Below are 26410 nucleotides of genomic sequence, written 5' to 3' on the forward strand. Positions count from 1 at the left end.
GTGACACTGCGCTCTGGGCTTGCAGACGGATGCCGGCCCGCGGCATCCGTTCTCTAGATATTGATCATGTGGCCGGTGAGGCCGTGGAAGGCATCCTGCAGCGCCTCGCTCATCGACGGGTGAGCGTGCACGTTGCGGGCCAACTCGGTGGCGGTGAGGTCCCACTTCTGAGCGAGCGTGAGCTCGGGGAGCAGCTCTGAAACGTCGTGCCCGACCAGGTGTCCGCCGAGCAGCTCGCCGTACTTCGCGTCAGCGACGAGCTTCACGAACCCACTCGGGTCGCCCATCGTGTGCGCCTTGGCATTGGCCACGAACGGGAACGTCGCCACCGTCACATCGTGACCACCGTCTCGAGCCTGCTGCTCTGTCAGCCCGAAGCTCGCCACCTGCGGCTGCAAATAGGTGGCCCTCGGCATCATCCGGTAGTCGCCCAGCTCCATCGTCTCTGCGCCGGCGATCGTCTCAGCGGCGACGATTCCCTGCGCCTCCGCGACGTGTGCGAGCTGCAGTTTCAATGTCACATCGCCGATCGCATACACGCCCTCCACGTTCGTGCGCATGAAGTCATCGATCGCGATCCCCCCGCGCTCGGTCAGTTCGACTTCCGTGGTCTCCAGGCCGAACCCGGTGACATTCGCCCCGAATCCGACAGCCATCAGCACCTTGTCGGCGCGGATCGTGGTCTCGGTGCCGGCGGCATCCGCGTAGGTGACGGCCACGTCTGAACCATTGTCGACAACAGCGCCTACCTTTACCGAGGTGAGCAGGTTCACGCCGAGCTTCTTCAGGTTCTTCGCGACCTCCTTTGAGACGTCGACGTCTTCGTTCGGCAACGCCCGATCGAAGTACTCGAGGATTGTCACGTCGACCCCGTAGTTCTTCATCACGTAGGCGAACTCGATGCCGATGGCGCCGGCTCCGACGACGACCAGCGACTCGGGCAATGTGCGCTCGAGAATGAGGGTCTCGTAGGTGACGATGTTGTCGCTGAGCGTCACGCCGGGGAGCAGCTTCACGGTGGAGCCGGTCGCGATAATCAGATTGTCGAAGCTGATGGCATCCGTTTCACCGTTGCCGAGCGCGATGCTCATGTTCTTGGAGCCGGTGAGGGTTCCGCGTCCCTCATATTCGGTGACCTTGTTCTTGCGCATCAGGTAGTGCACACCCTTGGCGCGGCCGTCGGCGACCTTACGGCTGCGGTCGAACGCGACGCCGTAGTCGAATGTGACGTCACCGACGATGCCGAATGTGGCTGCCTCGTTGGTGAAGATATTGGCAAGCTCCGCGTTGCGGATGAGTGTCTTCGCGGGCACGCAGCCCACGTTGAGGCAGACACCACCCCAGTACTTCTCCTCGACGATCGCGACGCTCAGGCCGAGCTGTGCGGCACGCACCGCGGCGACGTAACCGCCAGGGCCGGCTCCCAGAATGACGAGGTCGAAGTGTGCGGTCATGCCAGCCTCCCAGCCGTTGGGCGGGCGCATCAGTCGTGGCGCCCGTCATTTCCCATGCGGCTGGTGCTCGCTCGTTGATCTCGGGCGACGTGCCGCACTGTGTCGAACCATTGCGGTGTTAAGGGTATTCCATATGGGTGTAGGAATAACTGTCGGTGCTCACCCGACCGGTACGCGAATGGCCGCGAGTTCCTCCAGCTGGTTCCAGACTCGTGTGGCGAGATCTCCTTCAGGGGCGGCCGTTCTGACGAGCGCATCGCGCCGCGTCGGCTGCCCGCGCAAGGCACCCGTCGGCCCGTAGTACTCGCCGCCCTGCGCGTCTGGGTCGGTCAGCCCTCGCACAGCCGACCAGGCCGCGGTGTCCTTACCCTGCGCCCACGGTGTGTACGGATTGCGCTGGTACGGCGTAGCCGCATCGCGGATGCCGGCCCGCGACGGCGTCTTCGCATCCACACCGACGCCGGGAATGGTCACGATCGATGCGACCGGCAGTTCCGCCGCTCTCAGCCGCCGGTCGAGTTCGAACGCGTAGATCTCGTTCGCGGTCTTGGCGTGCGTGTAGGCGGCAATCGACATCCGAGGGGTGCGCATGAGGTCGTCAACCTCGAAGGCGAAGCGACGCACGAAGCCGGTCGAGGTGTGCACGATCCGCGCACTCGTGCCGTGTTCTCGACCAGTCTCCCCGAGCGTGGGCAGGATGCCGGCGACAAGAGCGAAGTTCGAGGCGACGTGGCTGCCCATCATCAGCGGCAGACCGTCAGCGGTGGTCTCGCCCCGACGCATCGTCACCATACCTCCATTGAGCAGGATGCCGTCGAGCCGCGGCAGCGCGGCGAGCTCCTCCGCGGCGCGAGCAACCGAGGTCAGAGAAGTGAGATCAATCACTACCGCGCTGAGGGAAGCACCAGGAACCTGCTCCCGAATAGCCTCCTTCGCGACCTCGAGCTTGGCCGCGTTGCGAGAGGCCAGCACGACGTGCGCACCAGCACCAGCCAGCTGTTCTGCAGCAAAATAACCGATGCCGGCGGTTGCACCGGTCACCGCGACTGTGCGGCCGGTCTGGTCAGGAAGTTGGTCTGGATCCCAGGTCACGCGAGCTCCTTCGTTAAGCGGATTAGTTATCCGTTTGAGCGTAGCATTAAACGGATACTTCATCCGCTTTGTGGCTATACTCGAAGCATGATGGCCATCCGCTCCGACGCTGCACGCAGCAGGGAACGCATCCTCACCGCCGCGCGCGAACAAGACTCCAGCACGCTGCGACTCAACGACCTCGCTCGTGAAACGGGCCTCGGCGTCGGCACTGTCTACCGCCACTTCCCCACCGTGCACGCCCTCGTCGAGGCGCTCGCGTACGACACCCTCATCCGGATGCGCGACCTGAGTCGCGAGGCAGCGGCCGAACCCGACGCGGAGGTCGCCCTCGCGTCGTTTCTCCGATCGGCGCTTGACCTTCAGTTGGCAGATGGAGGCCTGCAGGCGGTGCTCCTCTCCCCCGACGACGAAACCGACGACGTGCGCGAGACTAAGCGTGAGATCTTCGCCACCTTCACCGCCGTGCTCGAACGTGCCCGTTCCGACGGGGCCGTGCGCGCAGATCTCACCGTCGAGCAACTGGAACACCTCATCTGCGGCATCGAGCACGCGGTGCGGCTGGGTTCTCCCGCCGATAGCGAACCGTTCCTGCAGATCATGCTCGCCGGCATCCGCCCCTGACCCATTGCGCAGCGGCGGCGATGCCGTGAGACTGGCGAAGGGGCAGGCGTGCACACGGCCCCGACCGACAGCAAGGAGCACCGCATGGCCGAGCAGTCCCGCGAACGAGTCGGCGTCTACATCGACTTCGACAACATCGTCATCTCCCGCTACAACCAGCTGCACGGCAAGGGGGCATGGGCGAAGGACCGCGTACGCGGCCACGATTCATCGAACCCCCAGGCCGATCAGGGCGTCACCGCCCGCATCAATCAGGCCACCATCGACGTCAGCGCAATCCTCGACTATGCATCCTCATTCGGATCCATCGTCATCAGCCGCGCCTACGCCGACTGGTCCGCCGCCGTCAACGCCCGCTACCAGAAGCAGCTCAATGACCGTGCAGTCGACCTGACCCAGCTGTTTCCGACGGTTCTGTCCCTGAAAAATGGCGCAGACATCCGTCTCGCCGTCGACGTCGTCGAAGACGTCTTCCGCCTCGACGACCTCACCCACATCGTGATCGTCGCCGGCGACTCCGACTACATTCCGCTCGCCCAGCGCTGCAAACGCCTCGGCCGTTACGTGGTGGGCATCGGCGTCTCCGGCGCAACCAGCAGCTCCCTCGCCGCCGCCTGCGACGAGTTCGCCGACTACGACAGCCTCCCGGGCATCGCCAGCGCCGCGGTCAGCACGCCCCCCGATGACGACGAGCCGACTGCCCGATCCACCAGGCGCCGAGCGACCAAGAAAACGGATGCGCCGGCGCAGGAATCAGAACAGGTCGCCGCCGAGCCCGCCACCGAAGCCTCCGCGGCACCGAGGGTCGGGCCGCGTGCGCAGAAGGCGGCGACATCGCTGCTCACCCGCGCCATGGAGTTGCTCGCCAAGAATGACCTCGAATGGCAGCACGCCTCGGTCGTGAAGTCGCAGATGCGGCGCATGGATCCGTCGTTCCAGGAACGCACTCTCGGCTACAGTCAGTTCTCCGACTTTCTGACGTCACGCGACAAGGTCATCGAGCTCGACCAGGAGAGCCCATCGAACCAGCTGCAGGTTCGGTTGCGGGTATAGCCGGCGCGGCACTGGCTCTGCACCAAAGTAGGAAGACCGTGCTCTCGAGCCTCAATCTGTCCTACGTACAGCGCGCTGCAGCCAATTCTTCCTACTCTCGGAAGTGGCGGCTGGATGTGTAAACGACGCCGACGGCATCCGTTGTCGGGTTCCCGGTGAACGGATGCTGCGCGCCTACGTAGGAGAAGCGTGTTTCAGCGCGCTGGTTCGTCCTCGTTTCGCGCACTCGGGCGCGATCCGTCCTCTGTAGCGCAGCTAGTTCTTCGTCTTCGCGGCGGCTTTGGCCGCGCGCTTGGTCTCGCGCACGCGCGTGAGGGAGTCTGGATCTACGATGTCGGCGACCGACCGATGGCTGCCCTGCTCGCCGTATGCACCAGCGGACTCACGCCATCCGTCGCCCGTGAACCCGTACTGCTTGCCCAGCAGCGCCACGAAGATCTTCGCCTTCTGCTCACCGTAACCCGGCAGCGCTTTGAGTCGCTTGACGACCTCTGCCCCGTCTGGTGCGGCCCCGTCTGGTTGGTCCTTGGTCCAGATCGCGGAGGCGTCGCCGTCCCAGTCGTCGACGACCGCCTGGCAGAGCGACTGCACCCTGCCTGCCATGCTGCCCGGATACCGGTGCACAGCCGGCGGCGTGCGGAAGAGGTCCGCGAAACTGTCGGTGTCCTGGCCGGCGATTGTCTTGGGGTCGAGGGATCCGAGCCGCTCCTTGATCTTCAGCGGCCCAGCGAAGGCAGTCTCCATGGGCACCTGCTGGTCGAGGAGCATGCCGATCAGCAGAGCCAGCGGATCCTCGGAGAGCAGCGCATCGGCTGCGGCGTCATCGGTGATGTGCAGTGTCCCAGTCATGCGCCCATTCTCCCAGCGAATCGGCGATCGCCAACAGGTGAGGGGTCAAGATTCCCTAGTCCGCGACGCCCTGCACTAGGAGAAGTCGTCCTCTCACGCAGGGCGCGGGCGTCGGCTACACCCCGATGTCTTCGTTCCAGAGTGCGGGTTCTGCCGTGATGAATTCCGCCATCAACTGTCTGCACTCTGCGTCATCGACCACAACGACCTCGACTCCGCGCTGGCGAAGGTAGTCTTCGCCGCCATAGAAGTTGGCGTTCTCGCCGATCACCACACGCGGGATCTTATAGAGCAGGATGGCCCCGGTGCACATGTCGCACGGCGACAATGTTGTGACCATCGTCGCCCGCGCATAGACGCTTGCGGGCAGCCGCCCCGCGTTCTCGAGGCAGTTCGTCTCACCGTGGTGAATCGCGCTGCCTTCCTGAATTCTTCGGTTGCGACCAGTGGCGACGACCTTGCCGTCGACGATCAACGCGGCGCCGATCGGGATGCCTCCCTCGCTACGCCCGATGCGTGCCTCGCCCAGTGCAATACTCACCTGTTCCGCATCGGTGAGGTGTGTGATCTCGGCTCGGTTGGTGTCACTGCCGCTCATCGTGGCTCCGTTCGTGGATGGTGAGAAGTGAGTGGTAAAGGTGAGTGGTGATCAGGCTCTGCGATAGGGCTTGAGGTATGACCCTGGATACCGCACGCCACGGCCCCAGATGGCGAGCGCAGCGATCACGACGAGGTAGGGGAACGCGATCATGAGTTCGTTCGGTACGCCACTGAAGAGCGAAGTGATCGCCAGCTGAAGCTGCAGCGCATCTGTCACGGCGAACAGCAGTGCACCGCCGACCACCGGCCACACCTTCCAGCGCCCGAAGATCACGAGAGCTATGCAGATCCAGCCGCGCCCGCTGACGATGTCGATCGTAAAGGTGCCGAGCAGCGACAGCGTGAGAAACGACCCGCCGATCGCCATCATCGCCCCGCCCAGGATCAACGCCGCATAGCGGGTGCGGGCGACAGGGATGCCGGCGGCGTCTGCTGCCTCGGGGTTCTCGCCGACGGCCCGAAGCCGCAGTCCGAATCCGCTCGAGCGCAGCACCCACCACAGCGCGGGGGCGAGCACGAGGAAGGCCACATAGGTGAGCGGGTATTGCGAGAATATGCCCCCGCCGGCGAACAGCCTGTCGAATTTCGCCGTGATCGTCTGGGAACCGCTGCTGAACAGCAGCCGGTTGGCGAAATCACATGCCGCGACCAGCAGCAGGGTTATGCCGATACCGGCGACGTGCTGGTTCACCCCGAGCGTCACTGTGAGCAACGCCATCAGGGCACCGGCGACGACGCCAGCCACAACAGCGGCGCCGAGGCCGAACCACGCCGACCCGCTCGTCGCCGCGGCGAAGAACCCGCAGAACGCTCCCGCGTACATCGTGCCCTCGATGCCGAGATTCATGATGCCCGCACGCTCGTTGATCACGGCACCGAGCGCCGCCCAGACCAGGGGTGTCGCGATGGTCAACATTGCAGCGAGCACCGCAAAGACGGGAAAGTCCATCAGCGATCACCCACAGTCGCCTGCGCATCCGTCGCCGTCGCTTGGCCATCGTGCTCTGGGGTACCGCGCCTGCGTCTGAACACCACACGGTAGCGACGCAGCGCAACCAGCGAGACCACCGCGAGCAGCAGCGTCGAGCTGACGATCGCGCCCATCTGAGTGGGCAGCTGCAGTGCGATCGAGGCGTTCTGCGCGCCGACGGCTATGGTGCCGAGCAGCAGCGCGACGAGCAGCACACCGCCTGCGGTGAGCGCACCAAGAGTGGCGACCACAATCCCGGTGTAGCCATAGCCGTTCGATATACCCGCAGTGAGCTGATGCTGGACGCCGAGCACCTGGCTCGCGCCACCTATGCCAGCGATACCGCCCGAGATGAGCGCGCACCTCCACTGCAGGCGAGCGACGGGAATACCGGAGAACTTCGCGGCGGCAGGTGCCTGCCCGGCCGCCCGCAACTTGAGCCCGAGCGGCGTGAACGACATCACAATCCAGGTGATCGCGACAAGGAGCAGAGCGATGATGAGCCCCCAGTGCGCGCGACCGCCCTCCGCGATCGCCGGCAATGTGTACCCGGCGCCATAGGCGTCGGAGTCGGGGAACCCGCTCTCGGAGTTGCGCCACGGCCCGTTGAGTAGTCCCTGCACGAGCAGCAGCGCCACCGGGTTCAGCAGCAGGGTCGTCACGACCTCGTCGATGCGAGCGTGCCGCTTGAGCCACGCGGGGATGAACGCCCACACGGCACCGCCGACGAGGCCGGCGCCGATCGCCAGCGGAAGCGCCAGCACCGCCGGCAGACTCGGAAGATAGAGCCCCGGAATTGTTGCCGCAACGGCACCGGCGAGGTACTGCCCCTCTGCACCGATATTGAAGTAACCCACCCTGAAGGCGATCGCGACGGCGAGGCCCGTGAAGATCAGCGGGGTGGATGCCAGCAGCACCTCCGAAAGACCGTTGACGGTGGTGAGCGGAGTCACCAAATAGCGCTGATAGGCCGCCACCGGGTTCGCACCGGCGAGGCGGATCGGCCCCGCCGTGAGCAGCAGGGTGATGACAACAGCCACGAGCACAGCAGCCGGAGCAAGCCAGCGTGATTCTCGGGCACGCAGCATGATTCTCATGCGTTCACCGCCGCATCGCTGTCATCAGCCGCACCGGTGTCGTGCCCCGTCATCAACAGGCCGAGGGCCTCTGGCGTCGCGTCGGCCGCAGGCAGTTCGCCGATGATGCGGCCCGAGAAGATCACGGCAATGCGATCGCAGATGCCGAGCAGCTCGTCGAGGTCTTCTGAGATCAGCAGAACGCCGGCACCCTCGTCACGGAGAGCACGCAGCTGCGAATAGACGTACTCGCACGCGCCGATGTCGAGCCCGCGCGTCGGCTGCGAGGCGACGAGTGCCTTCGGCCCCCGCGAGATAGCCCGCGCGAGCAGCACCTTCTGCATGTTGCCGCCCGAGAGAGAGCGGATCGGGTCCCCAGGCTGCGCACGGATGTCGAATCGCTCGATGAGCTTCTGCACGTGCTCACGCACAGCGCCCCGGTTGAGGAACGGCCCGATCCTGAATCGATCGAGGTCTTCGAGCACGAGATTCTGCCCCACGCTGAGGCCGGGAATCACGCTTCCCTTGCGGTCCTCTGTGAGCCGGCCGAAGCCGGCGCGGATGCGTGCGGCCGGGTCGAGTCCGCTGATCTCAGTCTGATCGACCATCACCGATCCGCGATCGGCAGTGAGGGTTCCGCAGAGCACATTCACCAGCTCGGTCTGACCGTTGCCTGAGACCCCGGCAATGCCGAGGATCTCACCGCGCCTGACTGAGAGGGTCACCGCGTCGAGCACGCGCGATCCGTCATTCCCGAGGGTGACGTCGGTGATCTGCAGCGCCGTGGCCTCCGAGATCGGTGACGTGGCCCGTGTGGCGCGCGACCGGTCCCGAATGGCCGCTGAAGGCAGTGCCGAGCCGCCCACAGAAACTGATGGGCCGTCGAGGTCGGCGGGGTCGAGACCGATGCTTGTGGCGAGCGCATCGGCGAGCGTCTCGTTCTCAGCGGATGCCACCGGTGCGGCAACGGATTCCGCTCCGACCATGAGCGCGGCGATGTCGCGCGGCTCGAGCCCCGCTGCGGGGCGTGACGCGACGATGCGCCCGCGGCGCAGAATGCTGATGCGGTCGGCGATGCGGGTCACCTCGTGCAGCTTGTGAGAGATGAAGATCACACCCATGCCCGCCGAGGTGAGCCTACCGATCGAATCGAAGAGCTGCTCGACGTCTTGCGGCACAAGCACGGCCGTCGGTTCGTCGAGGATGAGCACGCGACAATCGTGAAAGAGTGCCTTAACGATCTCGACCCGCTGACGCTGTCCGACTGAGAGGTCTTCGACGATGGCATCCGGATCGATCGAGACGCCTATGCGTTCGGCTGCCGCGAGCACTTTCGCGCGCGCGGCAGCACGATTGATGCGACCGAGCCCGACACCGGCGAGCATCAGGTTCTCCGTCACCGTCATCGTGTCGACTAGTGAGAACTCCTGGGTGACCATGCCGATGCCGGCCTCCATGGCATCCGCCGGTGAGGAGATGCGTTTTACCCGGCCATCCACGCGGATCTCACCGCTGTCTGGTTGGCTGAGCCCGTAGAGGATGCGCGTGAGAGTTGATTTTCCCGCACCGTTTTCGCCGAGCAGGGCATGAACCTCGCCTGGAAGCACGGACAACGAGATCGCGTCGTTGGCAACGAGAGCACCGAATGTCTTGGTGATGTCGACGAGTTCGGCGAGAGCAGAGCCCGGGGACGAGCGAGACGAATCGGGTGACGCCGCGGAGACGGAACTCGCCGCGCCCGCAGCGGATGGTGGTGCCGTCACGTTACTCGCCTACGGTGGTCGAACCGGCGGGGGCTTCTTCGTTGATCGGCGTTTCGAAGGTTCCGTCGTGGATCTCGGCCTGGCGCGCGTCGACCTGATCGATGAGCTCGGCCGGAATCTCGAATGCCGTTTCGGTGTTGATCGGTGCGAGCGAGCTTCCGCCGTTGACCATGAACGAGTACTCTGCCAGGTTTGATGCCTCGAACTCACCGGCGACAACGGCCTCGACGATGGCCTCGACTGTGGGGCGCATGTTCCAGAGCAACGACGAGACGACGTACTCAGGGGCTTGCTCCTGCTGGTCGACCATCATGCCGAACGCCGGAAGGCCGTGCTCTGCCGCTGCGGCGATCACGCCGTCGCGTTCAGCGAACAGCACATCGGCTCCGCCGGCGATTGCCGCTTCTGCTGCCTGCTTGGCGGTTGCCGGGTCGAAGAACGAGTTGATGAACGAGACGGTGACTGTTGCCTCTGGGTTGGTCTCGGCGACACCGGCGATGAAGCCGTTGACGATGCGGTTCACCTCCGGAATGGGCATGGCCCCGACGACACCGATCGTGTTCGACTGAGTGAGGCCCCCGGCGAGCATGCCCGCGAGGTAGGCGGGGTCCTGCATCCAGTTGTCGAACACACTGAAGTTCGGTGCCTGCTCCTCGCCGCCAGACCCGAAGGCAAAGGCGATTTCGGGGAACTCGCTCGCGACAGCGCGTACGGCATCTTCTGCGGCGAATGCGTCGCCAATGATGATGTCTGGTGCCTGATTCGACGCGATGTCGCGGAGGGCACGCTCCATTTCATCTGCGGTGTGCAGGTTGTCCGTGTATTCGTACTCGATGAGTCCGTCTTCTGCAGCGGACTCGAGCGCTGCGTGAATTGCGCCGTCCCACGGTTCTTCGAGCGGGGTCGCGAATGCGCCAAAGACGGAGGGAAGATCACTGCCGGATGCACCGGCATCCGGAGCTTCCGCACCCGTGGCACCGCCGCAGCCGGCCAGCACGAGGGCAGCGGCGGATGCGAAGCCGATGGCCGTGAAAGCGCGCTTGAGATATCGGGGGGTGCGTGACGAGCGAGTGGTCATGAGTGCCTTCTCTCGGTGCGTGCTGTGGCAGTTGCGGCGCGACGGTGCGTCTAACTGAGACTAGGGGCGGGCGACGGCCAACCGATAGAGACAATATGTCATTTCTCAGCCGTAAACACTTGACAGAGTATCCATACGCTGCCACGGTGACGGAGTGAGATTGACCGTTGCCCAGCTGATCAATCTGCCCGTGCTCGCTCGGGCCAGGCCAGAGGTGGTGTCTGGCGAGAATCTCGAGAACCGCGACGTGCGATGGGTTCACACGAGCGAAATCTATGAGATCTCGTCGCTGCTTCAGGGCGGAGAAGCGCTGCTCACCACAGGTCTCGGTCTTGTCGCGCTTAGTCCGGAGGCACGCCGCAACTACATCGCCGATCTCGCGAAGGTCGGTGTCGCCGCCGTGCTGCTTGAGCTCGGCCGAACCTTTCCTGAGGCTCCGTCAGATCTCATCGATGAGGCCAAGCGGTTCGGACTGCCCCTGATCCTGCTGCACGGCGTTGTGCCGTTCATCGAGGTCACTGAAGTCGCACACGCCCTGTTGCTCGTCGGCGAACTCAACGACCTGCGGCTATCGACAGCGGTCACGGATCGGTTGCTGCACTCACTCGGCGAGGGCGCGGGGCTTGTCGGGCTGACCGGCCTGGTGAGCGAGATCGCCGGATGTCCCGCCTCGCTGTACGCGGTTGACGCCGGACTCATTGCCGGAGCCCCCCAGGCCGACGGGTTCGAGGCCGACGGGTTCGAGGCCAACGGGTTCCAGGCCGAGGAAGCTCAGCCCGAGGCCACCCACCGCGCGCAATCAGTGCGGGTAGCTGTCGTCACCGGCGGGGTGGTCTGGGGTGAGCTCGTGCTTGACGCACCGGAGTCACCGAGGCTGCGCACGATCGCGGAAAGCGCTGTGCAGGTGCTCCGCGCCGAGGCAGCAAGGTCGAATGTAACGCCGATGAGCCGCGATCAGGCGGGTGCGGAGCTACTGCGCGACATCGTGACAGGTCGTTACGCTGGAGCCGCCGAGCTCACGACGAGAGCGCTCGGGGCCGGGCTGACCGTGCATCATGGCCACAAGATTATTGCGCTCTGCCTGCCGCCGCGTTCCGCACGCACAGTGGCGAACACGGTGATGATCGCCGCGCGTGAGGCGGCGAGGCAGGTGCTCGGCGCTTCACTGGTCGCCGAGGTCGACGGTGACGTGCTCGTCGCGGCGGTGGTGCGACCAAGCGACCTGCGTGCCGTGGTTGCACGCTTCGCCGATGCCGTCGAGCGCGAGCTGCGTTCGACCTCCGGGGGTGGAGTGATGGTGAGTGCGGGTCACCCGGTCGATGATGTGCCGGCGCTGGTGAGCGCTTTTCCGAGTGCCAGGGAAACCGCGAGGCTCGCCATGCGCCTGACCCCGGCGGCACGCGTGGTGCTCGCCGTCGACTTCGCTCTTTATCAGCTGCTCACTTCGCTCGTCGACGACGAGTCACTTGAGCGGTTCGTCAACGATCAGCTCGGCCCGCTGCTCACGCATGATGCCCGGACAGGCGCAGGACTGGTGATGACACTCGACGCCTACCTGGCCGCCGGACTGTCGAAGACGAGAACCGCCGACGCCCTCGGCATTCGCCGGCAGACGCTTTATAGCCGGCTCGAACGCATCAGCCGGCTACTCGGCGGACTCGACCTTGACAATCGTGAGCAACGAACGGCTCTCGACCTCGCACTCGTCAGCTGGCGGCTTCGCGTCTCTGCAGCTGTCGGCGCGTAGGGCCTGCTCAGTGGCATAGCGTTTCCCCGAGCGCTCTGCGGACGTGATTGGGGGTTCGGTCGAGATTGTCACGCTCGTCGCATAGCGCCGGGCGCTTCCCCGCGGCAAAATGGAGCATGGCCGCGCGCGGGAACAACCAGACCGTCTCGGTCGACGGGCGGCGCATCAAGCTCACCAACCTCGACAAGGTGCTTTACCCAGAGACCGGCACCACCAAGGCCGACGTGCTGCGCTATTACGCCGAGATCGCGCCGTACATGGTGCCGCACACGGCGAACCGGCCGGCCACCCGCAAACGCTGGGTGAACGGAATCGGCACCATCGAACACCCCGGCGAGGTGTTCTACCAGAAGGACCTCGACGATGGCACGCCCGAGTGGGTGGCGAGGCGCAGCATCCGTCACAAGAGCCGTACCAGCGACTACCCGCTGGTCAATGATCGTGCCACCCTCGCCTGGCTGGCGCAGATCGCTGCACTTGAGATTCATGTGCCGCAGTGGCAGTTCGCCCGGAATGGCGAACCCCGCAACCCAGACCGGCTCGTACTCGACCTTGACCCAGGCCCTGGCGCCGGCCTGCCGGAGTGCGCAGAGGTGGCGCGGCTTGCGCGTGACATCCTCAGTGACATGGGGCTCGAGCCGTTCCCGGTGACGAGCGGCAGCAAGGGCATCCATCTGTACGCCGCGCTGAACGGCAACTGGACCTCAGACCAGGTGTCGGATGTCGCACACGAGCTCGCCCGCGCGCTGGAGTCCGACCACGCCGACCTCGTCGTCAGCGATATGAAGAAGACCCTCCGCGAGGGAAAAGTGCTGGTCGACTGGAGCCAGAACAACGCGTCGAAGACCACGATCGCCCCCTATTCGCTGCGTGGCCGGGCGCATCCCATGGTCGCGGCGCCACGCAATTGGAAGGAACTCGACGATCCAGACCTGCGACACCTCGACTACGAAGGGATACTCGAACGCGTGCAGGAACACGGCGACCCGCTGCGCCCGCTGCTGGCCGCCCGCGACGCCGGGCTCGAACCCACCCAGGAGCACATGGCGACGTTCGACAGCACGCCGGAAGCACGCGATCGGCTGGCGAAGTACCGCAGCATGCGCGACCAGGCCAAGACTCCAGAGCCGGTTCCGGATGCCGCGGCAGCGCCCACATCCGGAACCTCGTTTGTCATCCAGGAGCATCACGCCAGGCGGCTGCACTACGACTTCCGGCTCGAGCACGACGGCGTTCTGGTGTCGTGGGCAGTGCCGAAGGGGCCGCCGCTTGAGGGAACCGAGAACCACCTCGCCGTGCAGACCGAAGACCACCCGCTGGAGTACGGCACATTTGAAGGCAGTATTCCGAAAGGGGAATATGGCGCGGGCGCGGTCAGCATCTGGGACTCCGGCTGGTACGAACTCGAGAAGTGGCGCGACGGCAAGGAGGTCATCGCCACGCTGACCGGCCGCGCAGACGGCGGGCTCGGCGGAGTGCCACGCAAGTACGCGCTGATCCACACCGGTCGTGGCGGCGACGAGAAGAACTGGCTGATTCACCTGATGGACGGAACTGCCAAGCGCCAGCACGGCGCTGCCAAGCCGGCCCACGGCATCCGTCGCACCGAACGCGGCTCGCTGCCGACGATCTCGCCCATGCTCGCGACGAACGGGTCGAAGGCCGACCTGATCGATGACCACGACTGGGCCTACGAGATGAAGTGGGACGGCTACCGCTGCATCCTCTACCTCGACGGCGACGACGTGCGACTGGTCAGCCGCAATGGCAACGACTTCACCAAGACGTTCCCAGAGCTGGCGGCGCCGCTCCGCGAGGCGATCGCCGCCGAGACTGCCGTGCTCGACGGCGAGGTCGTGGCCCTGAACAAGCAGGGGCGACCGGATTTCGGGCTTCTGCAGACGCGCGTCGGCTTCGACAAGACGACGGATGCCGGAGGCTCCGGTTCGCGCACGCCGGTGCAGTTGATGCTGTTCGACCTGCTCGCGCTGAACGGCGAGCGCATCACGGACGACACCTGGGACGAGCGTCGCGGCGCGCTGGAAGAGATCGCGACCGACACCGCGCTGGTGCACGTGCCGCCGCACTTCGGCGACGACTTCGACGCGGCCCTTGAGAGCAGCCGGCTGTTGAAGCTCGAGGGGGTGATGGCGAAGGTGCGGGGCAGCACGTACTCGGCCGGGAGCCGGTCGCGGTCGTGGATCAAGATCAAACAGCAGCGCACCCAGGACGTGGTCATCGCCGGGTGGATCCGGAGTTCGACGAACCGGCCGGGAACGCTGGGCTCGCTGGTGATGGCAATGCCGGATGGAAGCGGCTTTCGTTACGCCGGGCGGGTGGGTACCGGCTTCACCGACCGGGAGCGAAAGATGTTGCGCGCCCGTCTCGACGAGTTGGCGATAACGGAGTCACCGCTGACCGGTGACCCGCCGGAGGACGCCGCGAAGATGCAGTGGGTGCGCCCGGAGCTCGTCGGCGAGGTCACATTCATGGAGTGGACGGCGAGCGGGTCGCTCCGGCATCCGTCATGGCGTGGTCTGCGCATCGACAAGTCGCCAGCCGACGTGCGCCCGGAGTGAGCCACTTTGTGAGGGGTCAACTTCTCCTAGTGAGACGCCGCCGCGACTAGGAGAAGCTGGCTCCTCACCGACTCAAGCGGGCCGGGTGGCCTGGCCGTCGAGCCAGAGTTCCGTCGACTCGTCGCGGTGAACCCCGTCGGTGCCGACGTGCTTCTCGCTTATGGTCGTACCGTTCTTGACCACGTGGACGAGGGCCATCGCGTGCCCGCGGCCGAGCCCGTACTCGTCTTTCAGCCACTCGATGATGGGTCCGGCCTTGACGGGCGGCGTGTCGAGGCCGCGTTCGTGGGCGAGGTCGAGGATCTGCCGCGGGGTGAGGCCGGTCTTGTTCTCAATCGTGTCGAGGTACGCCTGGAATGACATGGTCTAGCTCCTGGATGTTGTGGATGTTGTGGGTGTTGCTGTGGTGAGTGCTGAATAGGTGACATCGATCACACCGGTGGTGTAGACCGTGGACTGTGTGAGCTCGAACTCAATTGGCCCCGTCACGGCGCCGGAAGCAAACAACATCTGGCCGCGACCCAGAACGATCGGGTGGATCATCAGCTGCAGTTCGTCGAGCAGGTGCTCGCCAAGGAGCCAGCGGATGAGAGAAATGCTACCGACGACGGCGAGCGTATTTTCCGTTTCCAAAGCCATGCGGGTCAATTCGGCGCGCAGGCCGGAACGGATGGCCGAAGAGTTGGCCCACTCGAGCGATTCGGTTCCCGAGGTCACGACGACCTTGGGCATCGAATTGATCCGGTGCGCGAGCGGGTCGTTGTGGGGTCGACGCGGCCAGGAGCCGGCGAAGACGTCGTAGGTCGCGCGCCCGAGAAGAAGGACGTCGGCGCGGTCATAGAAGGCCGACACCTCCCCGGCCATCTCATCGTTCAGAAACGGGAAATGCCATTTCTCCGGAGCCTCAACGACGCCGTCCAGTGAAGTGAACAGTTGAGCGACAATTTTGCCCATGCTGAGCTCAGCTGCGGAAGAAGTAGGCGGCGGCGCAGCCCCAGACGGCAAGGTCTGCCTCGTGGGCCGGTTCTGGCACTATCGCGTGCATAAGTCCCTTCCGTCCGATCCCCTGATCGGTACTAACCAGTACTGTAATAGACATAAGGAGTACTGTCTAGTACCGTTCTGAACATGCAAACCGACACCGCCGGAGGGAGTCCCATGACTGCACGAAGCGACGAGAAACGCCAGCAGATACTCAGTGCGACCCTGGATGTATTCCTCGCCAACGGCTACGTCGGCACGAGCACCGATCAGATTGCCGCGGCATCCTCGATCTCGAAGCAGACGATCTATAAGTACTTCAGCGACAAGCAGGGCCTCTTCACCGCCCTGATCACCGACCTGGCCGATGGCATCCACAACCCATTCGAACAACTCATCCCTGACATGACCAAAAGCCCGGATGCCCAATCCGCTGTGACCCTGCTTGCCGAGCAGTTCACTCGCTCGATCCTGAGCCCGAGGGTGCAGGAGATCCGTCGACTGGTCATCGCCGAAGCCACGCGCTTCCCCGAGTTGGGGCGCCTCTACTGGCAGAGCGGATTCGAGCGGATGCTCGATTCCATGGCCGCGTGCCTGCTGATCCTCTCCGGTCGCGGGCTGCTCTCGACTCCGGATCCGCTCCTCGCTGCGCAACATCTCACCGGCATGCTGCTGTGGATCCCAAGCAACCGCATCATGTTCACCGGCGAGGCCGGCACCCCATCGCGGAAAGAACTGACGCACTACATCAACCAGGGAGCGCGAGCCTTCGTCAGGGCCTATGCACCAGACAGGGCCTACTCCCCCGACAAGAAGGAATAAGGATGTTGACCAGGGTCAAGGGTTCTGAACTGGTGATCGGCGCCGGGCGCACGATCAAGTTCGAGGGCGAGTCATACGGATCGGGGGTCTCGTTCTTCCTCGTCGACAACCAGCCGGGCCAGGGTCCGGGCCTGCACCGCCATCCGTACAGCGAAACCTGGGTCGTTCTCGAAGGCGAGGCGGTCGTCACCGCAGATGGCGAAGACTTCTCCGCGCAAGTCGGCGACATTCTCGTCGTCGAAGCCGGCACGGCGCACCGGTTCACCGCGGTCGGCGATGGCACGCTCCGGGTGATGTGCATTCACGCATCGCCGCGCTTTCTGCAGGAGAACCTCGAGCCGTGAGCCCGGCGACGATCCGCGTCGCCGTGCGAGTCGCGTAACGTTACGACCATGGAATTTCGATACCTCGGCAACAGCGGCTTCAAGATCTCGGAGATCACCTACGGCAACTGGCTCACCCACGGCTCGCAGGTGGAGAACGACGTGGCAGCGAAGTGCGTGCGAGCCGCCCTCGAAGCGGGCATCACGACCTTCGACACCGCTGACGCCTACGCCAACACCGCCGCTGAGGTCGTACTCGGCGACGCGCTCAGGCACGAGCCCCGGGCATCCGTTGAAATCTTCACCAAGGTCTACTGGCCGACCGGTCGCAAGCAGCACAACGACGTTGGCCTCTCCCGCAAGCACATTTTCGAGTCGATCGACGGTTCACTGAAGCGCCTGCAGACCGACTATGTCGACCTCTACCAGGCGCACCGCTACGACGTCGAAACGCCGCTCGAAGAGACCATGCAGGCATTCGCGGATGTCGTACGCGCCGGCAAGGCCCTCTACATCGGTGTCTCGGAGTGGAATGCTGACCAGTTGCGGGCCGGTTCGGCGCTGGCAAAGGAGCTCGGTTTCCAACTGATCTCGAACCAGCCGCAGTATTCGATGCTGTGGCGAGTCATCGAGCAGGATGTCGTGCCGGCATCCGCCGAACTCGGCATCTCACAGATCGTCTGGTCGCCGGTGGCGCAGGGCATCCTGACCGGCAAGTACACGCCGGGCGCCGAAGCTCCGGCGGGTTCGCGCGCGCGCGACGACAAGGGCGGCGCAGACACGGTCAAGGGGTTCATGACCGACGAGGTGCTCACGGCCGTTCAGGGTCTGGCGCCGATCGCCGATGACCTCGGTCTCACGATGGCGCAGCTGGCGATCGCCTGGGTGCTGCAGAACGAGAACGTGGCGTCGGCCATTATGGGTGCGTCGCGGCCGGAGCAGGTGGCCGACAACGTGAAGGCCAGCGGCGTCAAGCTAGACGCGGATGTGCTCTCCCGCATCGACGGTGCCATTGGCGCGGTCGCTGAACGCAACCCGGCGAAGACCTCGTCGCCCGAGAAGCGCCCGGCATAGATTCCGGCCCGGCGAAGCCGTTGACCACTCCCCTGCCCGAGCCGTCTCCGGTCGATTGGCCTGCGCTGTTCACCCGCGCCGAGCCGGTCGACGTGTCGACGCCGGTGCTGCTTGGCATCCTCGCGGTCGCTGCCGCCCTCTGCATCCCCCGAGCGACGTGGCAGTACTTCGGCCTGTTCACCACACTCGTGCACGAGCTCGGCCACGCCGTCGCAGCGGTGCTGACCGGGCGTGTGGTGCACGGCATCCGCATCCGTCGCAATCATTCCGGTGACGCGCTCAGCAGTGGGCGCGGCGTGCTCGGCAGTGTGGTCAGCGGAATGCTGGGCTACCCGGCGCCGGCCATCGTGGGCGCCGCCCAACTGTGGAGCGTCTTCAACGGATACACCGCGATCGCCCTGTTCGCGGGTGGAGTCGTGCTGCTGCTGACAATCCTGGTCATTCGCAATCTGTTCGGCGTCCTGGTGGTACTGGCGTCAGCCGCGGCGAGCGCGCTCCTGTGGTTCTTCGCATCGCCGACCGTGCAGAGCTACGCACTGCTCGTGCTCGGCATCGCCCTGCTGGTCGGATCGGTGCGCGGGCTGGCCACCGTGATCGGGGTGCACACGCGTCGCCGGAGCCAGCTGGCGACGTCGGATGCCTACCTTCTATTCCGCAGAACCGGCGTACCGTCTCCGGTGTGGCTTCTGCTCTTCGCCGGGGTGATCGGCGGGTGCGTGGTGTTTGCGGTCAGTTCATTTGTGGGCCGCTGATTGGGCCTGCTATATGCTTCCAGTCGAGTCGACGGTTCCGGTCGCGACGACGGCGGCGTCGCTGTCGATCGTCACCGCGATGACATCCGCTGAGGGTGGCAGCGAAGATACCTTGACCGTCAGTTGATCACCGGCGACGACCGACGGCATTCCATCGTGGACGGCCGTTCCGATGATCTCCAGCTGCGGATCGGATTGACTCACGGTTTTGCACGTGTTGATCGGGCCGGCAGTGAGCGGGATATCACTCGAGCTGCCCGCCAGATGTACTCGCACAGTCATCGGCCGCTCGAGTTCGCCGTCGAAGCAGATCTTGGCGTCCGCAGATCCGGAAGCGCGAGGCTCGGCGATCATGGACAGTACGCCTGCTTGCCCCAAAGACAGATTCTCGATGCCGTTGCGGTCCGTGCGGTGCAGATTCCAATCGATGACGCCCGCGGGCATGTCTGTCTGAATCCCGATAACGTCTTCGATGAGAAGCGCAATGGGGGCGAGACCTGTCCACCCTGCAAAGTCAGGTTTACCCATGTAGTCGGAGCCTCCTTGCACGTTGGGTGCGGAGCCGGCGTCATCGGTGCCAGGGGAAATGTAGTCTTGATCGGCCGCCACCGCGGCATCCGGGAGCACAATGGGGATGTGCTGGCCGGACTTGTGGCCGGTGGCTGAATTGAGGATCCAATCGGCTGGCTGCCGTTCAGGTGCGTAGAGTTCGAAGATCGTGCCGGAGTAGTTGTACACCTCGACAATGCCGTCAAGGTAGCGTTTGGCTGCTGTCTCCGCGAACGCGCGATCGCCACTGGCTTCGATCCCCTTGATAGTGGCGAAAGTTGCCGGCGCCCATACGCCGCCTCGCCAATAGTGGCCCTTCGGATCGTATCGAGAGTCAGTCTTGGCGAGTGCCGGGAAGACCATGTCTGTCCAGTACTTTGCCGGGTCCTTCAGCGCGTCTACTAACCGGGTGGCTTGTTCGGGGCTGGTGACTGCAGCCAACATCGGCCAGAAGCCTGCGAGGCTGTCAACTTTCCAGTGTTCTCCCTTGGCGTCGACCTCATAGAAGCGTGCGTCTTGACCGTCCCACATGAAGTCCTGGATCCGCGAGGCGATGTCTTCGGCCCAGGCGCGATCGGCTGCGGCTCGCTGGGTGTTTCCGGCCGCTTCCTCCAGTGCCGCGAGGCTGTTTCGCATCATGACCATCTGGCTACTGATATCGACGCTGGCCACACCGCTGCCGGCCCCGTTTCCGCCTTGGTCGAGCTGCGTGGGCAGGTTATCCATACCGTTACCGTTGCCGTTGTTCCAGAACAGCTGATGCGGCGCAGCCTGGGACCACTGCTGGATCGAGACCCAGTCGGCGTAGGCGCGGAGGGCAGGGAGCACGCGCCGAACGCGGTCGAGGTCGCCGGACTTCTTGAAGCTTGAAAGTTCAACCCAAGCGAAAAGTGGGGGGTTCACGCCGTTTGCACCGGCGGCCCAGGGGTGGGTCTCGCCAGTTCTGGTGTCGACTGCGCGTCGGATCTCGCCGGTCGGCCGTTGTAAGACGTACCAATTGTCCAAGGTCGCGATCATGTCGAAACCGCGCTCTCCGTAGAGGGCATACTGCAATGAGAACAGCGTGTCCCATTGGAACATGATCGCCGGATCGAAGCCCGAATCAACATAGGTGCGTACCAGCGGTGAGGATTCGCTCGGCTCCAGCAGGTTCTTCGAGAGCATGATGCGCCACGTCTGGTTGTACATCTCAACGTATTTTGGGTCCGCATCGGCCACCGGCGTCGGCAATTCTGGGCGCATTTCGTCGTAGCTCCGAGCAGGAAGGATGTTCTTTTCCGTGGGGTAATACAACCCGTGGGAGGAAGTCGTCACCCACGCGGGCGCATCACCACGCGTCTCGGCGAGGTTCGTGACCGTGAAGTCTCTGTAGGTCGCCGTTTGCACGCCCCACTGCCTGAAACCGCCGGAGACAGGAGTGAAAGACTCGATTGAGAACGTTGACTGTGCGTCTTCCGGCCGCGATTGGGTCGACGGCCAGACTCGCAGGCCATACTCGCCCGACGCCCATGAAAGCTCGAAAGTGTAGCGTTCGCCGGGTGTCCAGGTGAAGGATGTCTCGACGATGCGGCTCTCCGAGCCGCTGTTACTTCGGATGATCGACAGCTTCGACTGTTGCCCAACCAGACCGAGCCTGTAGAGTCGCTGGTCGGTGTCGGCACCGGCAAGAGCGAGTCCGACCGACGCCCACGTCTGATCCGCCAAGTCTTCCGAAACAGGGACAACTATGTCTGCTGTTACTGTCGCCGCTTCCACCGACGCCCCGGCTTCACACGTCGCGCATATCGTTCGAATCACGGCGGCATCTGAACCATCGCTTGACGAAGTGAGTGAGCCGTCAGAGTTTTCGGACCACGTGCCGCTCTGCGTTTTCCAGCCGTTCGGGTCTGCTGGCTGTTCCGGCGGGTCCAACTGCTTCGGGTAGCCAGCCTCCACATCTTCGATCGCGTACCCCGTTATCGTCGCCCTGAGACCATCGGAAGTCTGGATTTCAGCGGAGTTCGGCCAGATGTCTAACGAATCAATGGTGTAACCACCTGCCGGAGCGCCCGGGCGCGGCTGGCCTTGGGGCCACAGGCGGTAGAACACGTTTCCCTCACGCCACTCGAGCTCAACGTTCTGAATGCTCCCGACCGGCAACGTCCACTCACGTTTCGTATTTGAAGCACCGGAATCGAGGGCCATGTCTTCACCGCCGGCCGTGCGAACCAATAACGATGAAACGCTTTCCGTTCCGAGGCCGCTCAGCCTCAGCCCCATCTTCCCTCGTCCAGTGTCGTTGCGGAAGCCGAGCTTGAGCGTCGGCGCGGTTCCAGCAACATCAGCCGCCGGCATGAGCACCTGGAAACTCAGGCGCGCATTCGTAAGCGGACGCTCCGGTGAACATTCGTTGCAGAACACGAACCGGGAAGTCCCCGAACCGATCAGCTGCCCCTCCTGAACCGACCACGACCCCGACTCAGTCGACCACTCGCCATCACTGAACTGCTGCATGTTATCCACAGGCGATCCGTCTTCGTATCCTTCTGAGGCGTTCGCTGGTCCGGCAATGACCGCAAGAGCGACTGCTCTTTGGCATTGGATCGTTTCAATCATGGCCGAACCATCGCCCGAGTGTCAATGCGCCGTTGGAATTGCCCACCAGCGTTCGGTGGCGTTGGCCGCGAGGGAGCTGCACTGGGTTGGCTCATCGCTCGACCGACGGAGATCGCACATAACATCGAATGATGACTGATCTCGATACCTCCGCCGATTCCGCCCAGCGCATCACCATGTTCGGTGCCCAGTGGTGCAGCGACTGCCGCCGCTCGAAGTCGCTGCTCGACCGACTCGAGGTCGAGTACGACTACGTCGACCTTGAGTCCGTCGAAGACGGGGCAGACCGGGCCTTCGCGATCAGCGGACGCACCAGCATCCCGGTCATCGTCTTCCCAGACGAGACGCACGTCGTCGAGCCGACCGACCCCGAACTGCGTGCGAAGCTCACCGCGTTGGGCCGTATCTCCTAGCCAGAGGCGATTCCGCTCGCTCCTCCCTCGTGAGGGGACAAAAAGTGCTCTCCTTTCGCGCGTTTCAGAGCGATTTGTGACCCCTCACGCGCCGCCCATCGTCGAGTAGGTTGCGACCTTTGTCGCAAGCGAAGTGTGCACCTTTGCGCGATGTCGTTTCCCGTCGCTTTCTCCAAGCTGGATACGAACCACATCGGGTGCACAATCTCGGTCGTCGACCGGACACCACGATGGGTTCAGAAAGCGAAGCTCAATCGTGCACGCCATAGAAATCGACCATCTGGTCAAGTCGTACGACCATCTCAATGCCGTCGACGACCTCACCTTCGCGGTTCGAGCCGGCTCGGTCACCGGCTTCCTCGGCCCCAACGGCGCCGGCAAGACGTCGACCATCCAGGTTCTTCTCGGCCTTGCGAAGGCAACGTCGGGAACAGCGACGGTGTTCGGTCAGAACTACGGGGACCTCGAAGACCCGACCGGCACCGTTGGAGCGCTGCTGGAGCCCAGCGGCATCCACCCCGCCCGCAGCGGCCGCGATCACCTGCGTGTGCTGGCAGCCTCTGCGAAGATTCCTGACTCACGAGTCGACGCGGTGGTGAAGGCCGTCGGCATGGAGCAGGCCGCACGCCGCAAGGCCAGGACCTACTCAATGGGAATGCGGCAGCGGATCGGAATCGCCGCCGCACTGCTTGGGAGCCCCCGCATCCTGATCCTCGACGAGCCGGCCAACGGCCTCGACCCGGCCGGAATGCTGTGGCTGCGAAAACTTCTTCGCGAGTTCGCGGATGACGGTGGCACGGTGCTGCTCTCCAGTCATGTACTGGCCGAGGTGACCCAGGTCGCCGACGACATCCTGATCATCGCCCAGGGCAAACTTGTGCTCACCCAGGAACTCGACGCGCTGGTCGACAGCGCTTCGCTGGAAGACACCTACCTGAACGTCACAGCCGGAGCGGAGGCGATGCGCTGATGATCAAGGCAGAGATCTTGAAGATTCGCACCCTGTCTACAGGCTGGGTGCTCGCCTGGGTGGCCCTCGGGGTGACCGCGATCATGCAGCTGGTCAACGTGCTCGCGCCGACCCTCGTCGCCGCACTCCCCACCGGAGACGGCGGTGACGTTCAGGAGTTCTCCGAATCGGTCAACTCCGTCGCCCAACTCGCCCTACCCGAATATCAGCGCAGCATGCTCGACGTGCTCGGAAACGGCCCGTTGTGGGGCACAGGATTCCCCGGAATCGGCGTCATGATTGCGCTGTTCCTCGGCGTCATCGTTGCCACCTCAGACTTTCGCTTCGGCGGCATCATCACGACGGCACTGGCGACGCCCAGCCGCCTCCGCGTGGTCGGGGCGAAAGCGGCGGCGGTCGCGATCGTGACCGCGCTCGGAGCGATCGCGATGGCCCTGATCACCGGGCTCGCCCTTCTTGCCGGAACGGCCGTGGCGCAGGTACCGATCCAGGTTCAGACCGGCGAAGTCCTGTCGATCTGGGGCCGCGGCACGATCGTGCTGATCATCTACGGCCTCATCGGACTGGCAGCGGGGCTGCTCATCCGGCACCAGGTGGCAGCCGTCATCGCGGTCTTCGCCCTCGTGCTGGTCGAACCGCTGATCTCAGGGATCGCTCTCCTCGCAACCGGCACCACGCCCATCGCCACTGCGGTCCTCCCTCTCACCCTGGGCCCTGTCGCCTCGAGCGGGGAGACTCCCCTGACCCTCGAGTTGTTCACCGGCTCAGGAGCATTGACCCCGTTGGCCGCACTGATCGGCCTGCTCGTCTGGGGCGCCGTTCTCCTGTCCATCGCCGCACGGCGCCTGGTTCAGAAAGACCTCGTCTAGTTGATCAGCGCATCCGGGCAACCGAATGCACAACGAACACGAGATACTCAAGTGATGAACGACACCGGCACCAGCAACACCAGGGTGGCCGGCGAACCCGGGCGTAACCACCTGGCCGTCTGGTTCGATGAAGCGCTCTCGAAGATCGGTCTTCGAGGGCGCTTCGCCAGGGATTGCCTGCTCGCGGCGGTCACAGCCTTGATCTCGGTGCCCGTGTTCGTGCTGGTCCTGGCTGCCCTCGTCGCGTCAGAAGGCTACTCGTTCAGCCCCGCCCAGGTCGGCCTGGTCGCCGTCGTCGTTGGCGTCCAGGCGCTCACGCTCTGCATCAGGCGGGTGAACCCGGCGCTGTGTCTCGCGATCGTGGCCGTGTTCCAGGTGGTGCTGATCACCATCATGCCGCAGGATATCTCGGCGCGCGGCGCAGCATCCGTCATCGCCGCGTACACGGTCGGCGCCTACCTGCCGACCAGAACCATGCTTCGGGTCGTGACCGGGGTGGCACTCTTCGAGGTGGTCTTCGGCTATATCGCCGGCAGCACGCTGAACCCACTTGTGCAACCGGTCACCGTCTCTGACCCTGCGCTGCTGGCTCTGAACTACCTCCTCGCCACCGGGCTGCTCTACCTGGTGTCGGTCTTCCTCGGAAAGTTCGTTGCCAACCGTCGCGAGTATATTGAGCTGCTTCGGGCGAGAGCGCGCGACGTCCTGCGCGAACAGCAGGCGCGAACGGATGCCGCGATCGACGCCGAACGCTCCAGAATGGCGCGCGAGCTGCACGATATTGCGGCCCATCACCTGTCTGGCATGGTCATTCAGGCCGCTGCCGTGGAGCGACTCATCGATCGTGACCCGCAAGCGGCGAAGGCCGCGACGAGCTGGATTCGCAGCCAGGGCAAAGAGACTCTCGCGAACCTCCGGCTCGTGGTGGGCATCCTTCGAGAACGAGGCGCAGACCATGAATTGAATGAGACGGATGCCCCGGTGCCCGGCCTGGCCGTGGCCGAGCACCTGGTGGAGATGGCGCGCTCACTCGGAACCACCGTGGACTACGACGTCACCGGCGAGCCCTATCCTCTCCCTCCCCTCGCCGATGTCACGGTCTACCGGGTCATGCAGGAGGCTCTGTCCAACGCGCGCGAGCACGCGCCGGAAGCCGGTGTGAAACTCACCCTGCAGTATTCACACGACCAGGTGCAGCTCGTCGCAGCCAATGGCCCGGTCAGCCCTCACGCAGAACGGACGGCAGACGAACGCCGGGGACTCGGACTCATCGGCATGCATGAGCGCGCCAAACTGGTCGGTGCGACACTGGAGACCGGGCCGACCGCATCCGGCGGATGGCGGGTGGCCTTCACCCTTCCCCGAGACAAGGATGCGTTCGGGACGGAATCAACCCGATCAGAATCTCCCCAATCAGAACCTCCCCAATCAGAATGGAGCGACTCCGCATGATCAGGGTGCTACTGGTTGACGACCAGTCCGTCGTGCGGGCGGGCTTCCGCGTCATCCTCGAAGACGCGGGTGACATCGAGATCGTCGGCGAGGCATCCAACGGTCCGGCCGCGGCCGACCTGGCGCGGCGCCTGACACCTGACGTGGTGTGCATGGACGTACGGATGCCGGGAGGCGACGGCATTGCCGCGACTCGGCAGATCACCGCGGACGCGGATCCCGGCCAGGGGCCCGCCGTCCTGGTCGTCACGACGTTCGACCTCGACGAATACGTTTTCGGCGCGCTCGAGGCCGGGGCGAGCGGATTCATCCTCAAGGATGCGGAACCTGATGACCTCATCGACGCGGTGCGAAAGCTGGCCCGCGGGGAGGGGCTCGTCGACCAGTCGGTCACCCGTAGAGTGATCGCTGAGTTCGCCAGGCGGAAGGCACCACATCAGCCTGAATCTGCTGCCGTTGAGGTTCTCACCAGCCGCGAGATCGACATCGTACGGTTGCTGGCCCAGGGTCACTCGAACGCGGAGATCGCCGGTCGGCTCTTCGTTGAAACCAGTACCGTCAAGTCACACCTCGGTCGGGCGATGACGAAGATCGGCGTGCGCGACCGGGTGCAGACAGTGGTGTGGGCTTATCAGAACGGCCTGGCAGAGCCCGACGCCTGAGCGGTTGCGTGAGCGGTTGCGTGGTCGATTGTCGACCTGACGACCGGGCGTCTGCCACTTTGG

The 26410-nt window shown here is 64.5% G+C and carries 25 protein-coding genes; 13 read left to right on the plus strand and 12 right to left on the minus strand.

Annotated elements, in window-relative coordinates:
* Positions 1–53: 53 nt before the first annotated feature.
* The gene (lpdA, locus tag K323_RS0112090) at positions 54–1454 is read right to left on the minus strand and encodes a dihydrolipoyl dehydrogenase (protein ID WP_026851581.1); all 1401 of its coding nucleotides are present in this window, start codon (positions 1452–1454) and stop codon (positions 54–56) included.
* Positions 1455–1613: 159 nt separating this feature from the next.
* Positions 1614–2546 carry an SDR family NAD(P)-dependent oxidoreductase gene (locus K323_RS0112095; protein WP_022885542.1) on the minus strand — a complete coding sequence of 311 codons (933 nt, stop codon included), beginning with the start codon at positions 2544–2546 and terminating at the stop codon, positions 1614–1616.
* A gap of 87 nt (positions 2547–2633) precedes the next feature.
* Between K323_RS0112095 and K323_RS0112100 the strand changes: the two genes are divergently transcribed.
* Together K323_RS0112100 and K323_RS0112105 are read left to right on the plus strand one after the other, a co-directional pair.
* Positions 2634–3170 (plus strand): TetR/AcrR family transcriptional regulator, encoded by a 537-nt coding sequence (locus K323_RS0112100; protein ID WP_026851582.1) that lies wholly within the window; start codon positions 2634–2636, stop codon positions 3168–3170.
* An 84-nt stretch (positions 3171–3254) separates the two neighbouring features.
* Positions 3255–4223, plus strand: a complete 969-nt coding sequence (locus tag K323_RS0112105) for an NYN domain-containing protein (protein ID WP_026851583.1) — start codon at positions 3255–3257, stop codon at positions 4221–4223.
* 255 nt (positions 4224–4478) lie between these two features.
* Here K323_RS0112105 and K323_RS0112110 read toward each other — a convergent pair whose 3' ends face one another.
* From K323_RS0112110 to K323_RS0112135, 6 genes are all read right to left on the minus strand, one after another.
* The gene (locus K323_RS0112110) at positions 4479–5072 is read right to left on the minus strand and encodes an HhH-GPD-type base excision DNA repair protein (RefSeq protein ID WP_022885543.1); all 594 of its coding nucleotides are present in this window, start codon (positions 5070–5072) and stop codon (positions 4479–4481) included.
* Between the two features lie 115 nt (positions 5073–5187).
* Complete coding sequence (locus K323_RS0112115; protein ID WP_022885544.1) at positions 5188–5670, minus strand: nucleoside deaminase; 483 nt, start codon at positions 5668–5670, stop codon at positions 5188–5190.
* Between the two features lie 51 nt (positions 5671–5721).
* Entirely contained in the window at positions 5722–6621 is a 900-nt protein-coding gene (locus K323_RS0112120; protein WP_022885545.1) for an ABC transporter permease, read from the minus strand.
* Complete coding sequence (locus K323_RS25755; RefSeq protein WP_022885546.1) at positions 6621–7739, minus strand: ABC transporter permease; 1119 nt, start codon at positions 7737–7739, stop codon at positions 6621–6623. Before K323_RS25755 ends, K323_RS0112120 begins: the two co-directional genes overlap by 1 nt.
* Positions 7736–9481: an ABC transporter ATP-binding protein gene (locus K323_RS25760; RefSeq protein WP_022885547.1), complete on the minus strand. Its 1746-nt coding sequence runs from the start codon at positions 9479–9481 to the stop codon at positions 7736–7738. The genes K323_RS25755 and K323_RS25760 overlap by 4 nt, the downstream gene beginning before the upstream one ends.
* A 1-nt stretch (position 9482) precedes the next feature.
* The gene (locus tag K323_RS0112135) at positions 9483–10559 is read right to left on the minus strand and encodes a BMP family protein (RefSeq protein ID WP_022885548.1); all 1077 of its coding nucleotides are present in this window, start codon (positions 10557–10559) and stop codon (positions 9483–9485) included.
* A 154-nt stretch (positions 10560–10713) separates the two neighbouring features.
* Between K323_RS0112135 and K323_RS0112140 the strand changes: the two genes are divergently transcribed.
* Both K323_RS0112140 and K323_RS0112145 read left to right on the plus strand, forming a co-directional pair.
* Positions 10714–12306 (plus strand): PucR family transcriptional regulator, encoded by a 1593-nt coding sequence (locus K323_RS0112140; protein ID WP_084697250.1) that lies wholly within the window; start codon positions 10714–10716, stop codon positions 12304–12306.
* A gap of 116 nt (positions 12307–12422) precedes the next feature.
* Positions 12423–14885 carry an ATP-dependent DNA ligase gene (locus K323_RS0112145; protein WP_022885550.1) on the plus strand — a complete coding sequence of 821 codons (2463 nt, stop codon included), beginning with the start codon at positions 12423–12425 and terminating at the stop codon, positions 14883–14885.
* A 72-nt stretch (positions 14886–14957) separates the two neighbouring features.
* On the opposite strand, the gene K323_RS0112150 is transcribed toward K323_RS0112145, so the two are convergent.
* Genes K323_RS0112150 through K323_RS30250 form a run of 3 tightly spaced genes read right to left on the minus strand, consistent with a single transcriptional unit; the run spans position 14958 to position 15984 of the window.
* Entirely contained in the window at positions 14958–15248 is a 291-nt protein-coding gene (locus tag K323_RS0112150) for a DUF4287 domain-containing protein (RefSeq protein ID WP_022885551.1), read from the minus strand.
* A 3-nt stretch (positions 15249–15251) separates the two neighbouring features.
* Entirely contained in the window at positions 15252–15839 is a 588-nt protein-coding gene (locus tag K323_RS0112155; RefSeq protein ID WP_026851586.1) for a dihydrofolate reductase family protein, read from the minus strand.
* 7 nt (positions 15840–15846) lie between these two features.
* Positions 15847–15984 carry a hypothetical protein gene (locus tag K323_RS30250; protein WP_157509423.1) on the minus strand — a complete coding sequence of 46 codons (138 nt, stop codon included), beginning with the start codon at positions 15982–15984 and terminating at the stop codon, positions 15847–15849.
* A 59-nt stretch (positions 15985–16043) separates the two neighbouring features.
* Here K323_RS30250 and K323_RS25765 point away from each other — a divergent pair, with 59 nt between their 5' ends.
* From K323_RS25765 to K323_RS0112175, 4 genes are read left to right on the plus strand one after another with little or no spacing between them, the layout of a single operon-like run.
* Complete coding sequence (locus tag K323_RS25765; RefSeq protein ID WP_169515650.1) at positions 16044–16688, plus strand: TetR/AcrR family transcriptional regulator; 645 nt, start codon at positions 16044–16046, stop codon at positions 16686–16688.
* Between the two features lie 2 nt (positions 16689–16690).
* The gene (locus K323_RS0112165; RefSeq protein ID WP_022885554.1) at positions 16691–17032 is read left to right on the plus strand and encodes a cupin domain-containing protein; all 342 of its coding nucleotides are present in this window, start codon (positions 16691–16693) and stop codon (positions 17030–17032) included.
* A 48-nt stretch (positions 17033–17080) separates the two neighbouring features.
* Positions 17081–18085: an aldo/keto reductase family protein gene (locus tag K323_RS0112170; protein ID WP_022885555.1), complete on the plus strand. Its 1005-nt coding sequence runs from the start codon at positions 17081–17083 to the stop codon at positions 18083–18085.
* 20 nt (positions 18086–18105) lie between these two features.
* Positions 18106–18837 (plus strand): M50 family metallopeptidase, encoded by a 732-nt coding sequence (locus tag K323_RS0112175; RefSeq protein WP_022885556.1) that lies wholly within the window; start codon positions 18106–18108, stop codon positions 18835–18837.
* A gap of 9 nt (positions 18838–18846) precedes the next feature.
* Here the strand turns inward: K323_RS0112175 and K323_RS0112180 are convergent, their stop codons facing one another.
* Positions 18847–21879, minus strand: a complete 3033-nt coding sequence (locus K323_RS0112180) for an MGH1-like glycoside hydrolase domain-containing protein (RefSeq protein WP_022885557.1) — start codon at positions 21877–21879, stop codon at positions 18847–18849.
* A 233-nt stretch (positions 21880–22112) separates the two neighbouring features.
* Between K323_RS0112180 and K323_RS0112185 the strand changes: the two genes are divergently transcribed.
* The 5 genes from K323_RS0112185 to K323_RS0112205 all read left to right on the plus strand — a co-directional run bounded on the left by K323_RS0112185 (position 22113) and on the right by K323_RS0112205 (position 26347).
* Positions 22113–22394: a glutaredoxin family protein gene (locus K323_RS0112185; protein ID WP_051147345.1), complete on the plus strand. Its 282-nt coding sequence runs from the start codon at positions 22113–22115 to the stop codon at positions 22392–22394.
* Between the two features lie 256 nt (positions 22395–22650).
* Positions 22651–23364, plus strand: coding sequence for an ABC transporter ATP-binding protein (locus tag K323_RS0112190; RefSeq protein ID WP_022885559.1), 714 nt, complete (start codon positions 22651–22653; stop codon positions 23362–23364).
* Positions 23364–24233, plus strand: a complete 870-nt coding sequence (locus K323_RS0112195) for a hypothetical protein (protein WP_022885560.1) — start codon at positions 23364–23366, stop codon at positions 24231–24233. Before K323_RS0112190 ends, K323_RS0112195 begins: the two co-directional genes overlap by 1 nt.
* Before the next feature lie 54 nt (positions 24234–24287).
* Positions 24288–25685, plus strand: coding sequence for a sensor histidine kinase (locus K323_RS25770; RefSeq protein ID WP_022885561.1), 1398 nt, complete (start codon positions 24288–24290; stop codon positions 25683–25685).
* Entirely contained in the window at positions 25682–26347 is a 666-nt protein-coding gene (locus tag K323_RS0112205; RefSeq protein ID WP_022885562.1) for a response regulator, read from the plus strand. The genes K323_RS25770 and K323_RS0112205 overlap by 4 nt, the downstream gene beginning before the upstream one ends.
* The last annotated feature ends 63 nt before the right edge of the window (positions 26348–26410 follow it).

The organism is Glaciibacter superstes DSM 21135 (assembly GCF_000421145.1).
In the GTDB taxonomy this organism is placed as follows: domain Bacteria; phylum Actinomycetota; class Actinomycetes; order Actinomycetales; family Microbacteriaceae; genus Cryobacterium; species Cryobacterium superstes.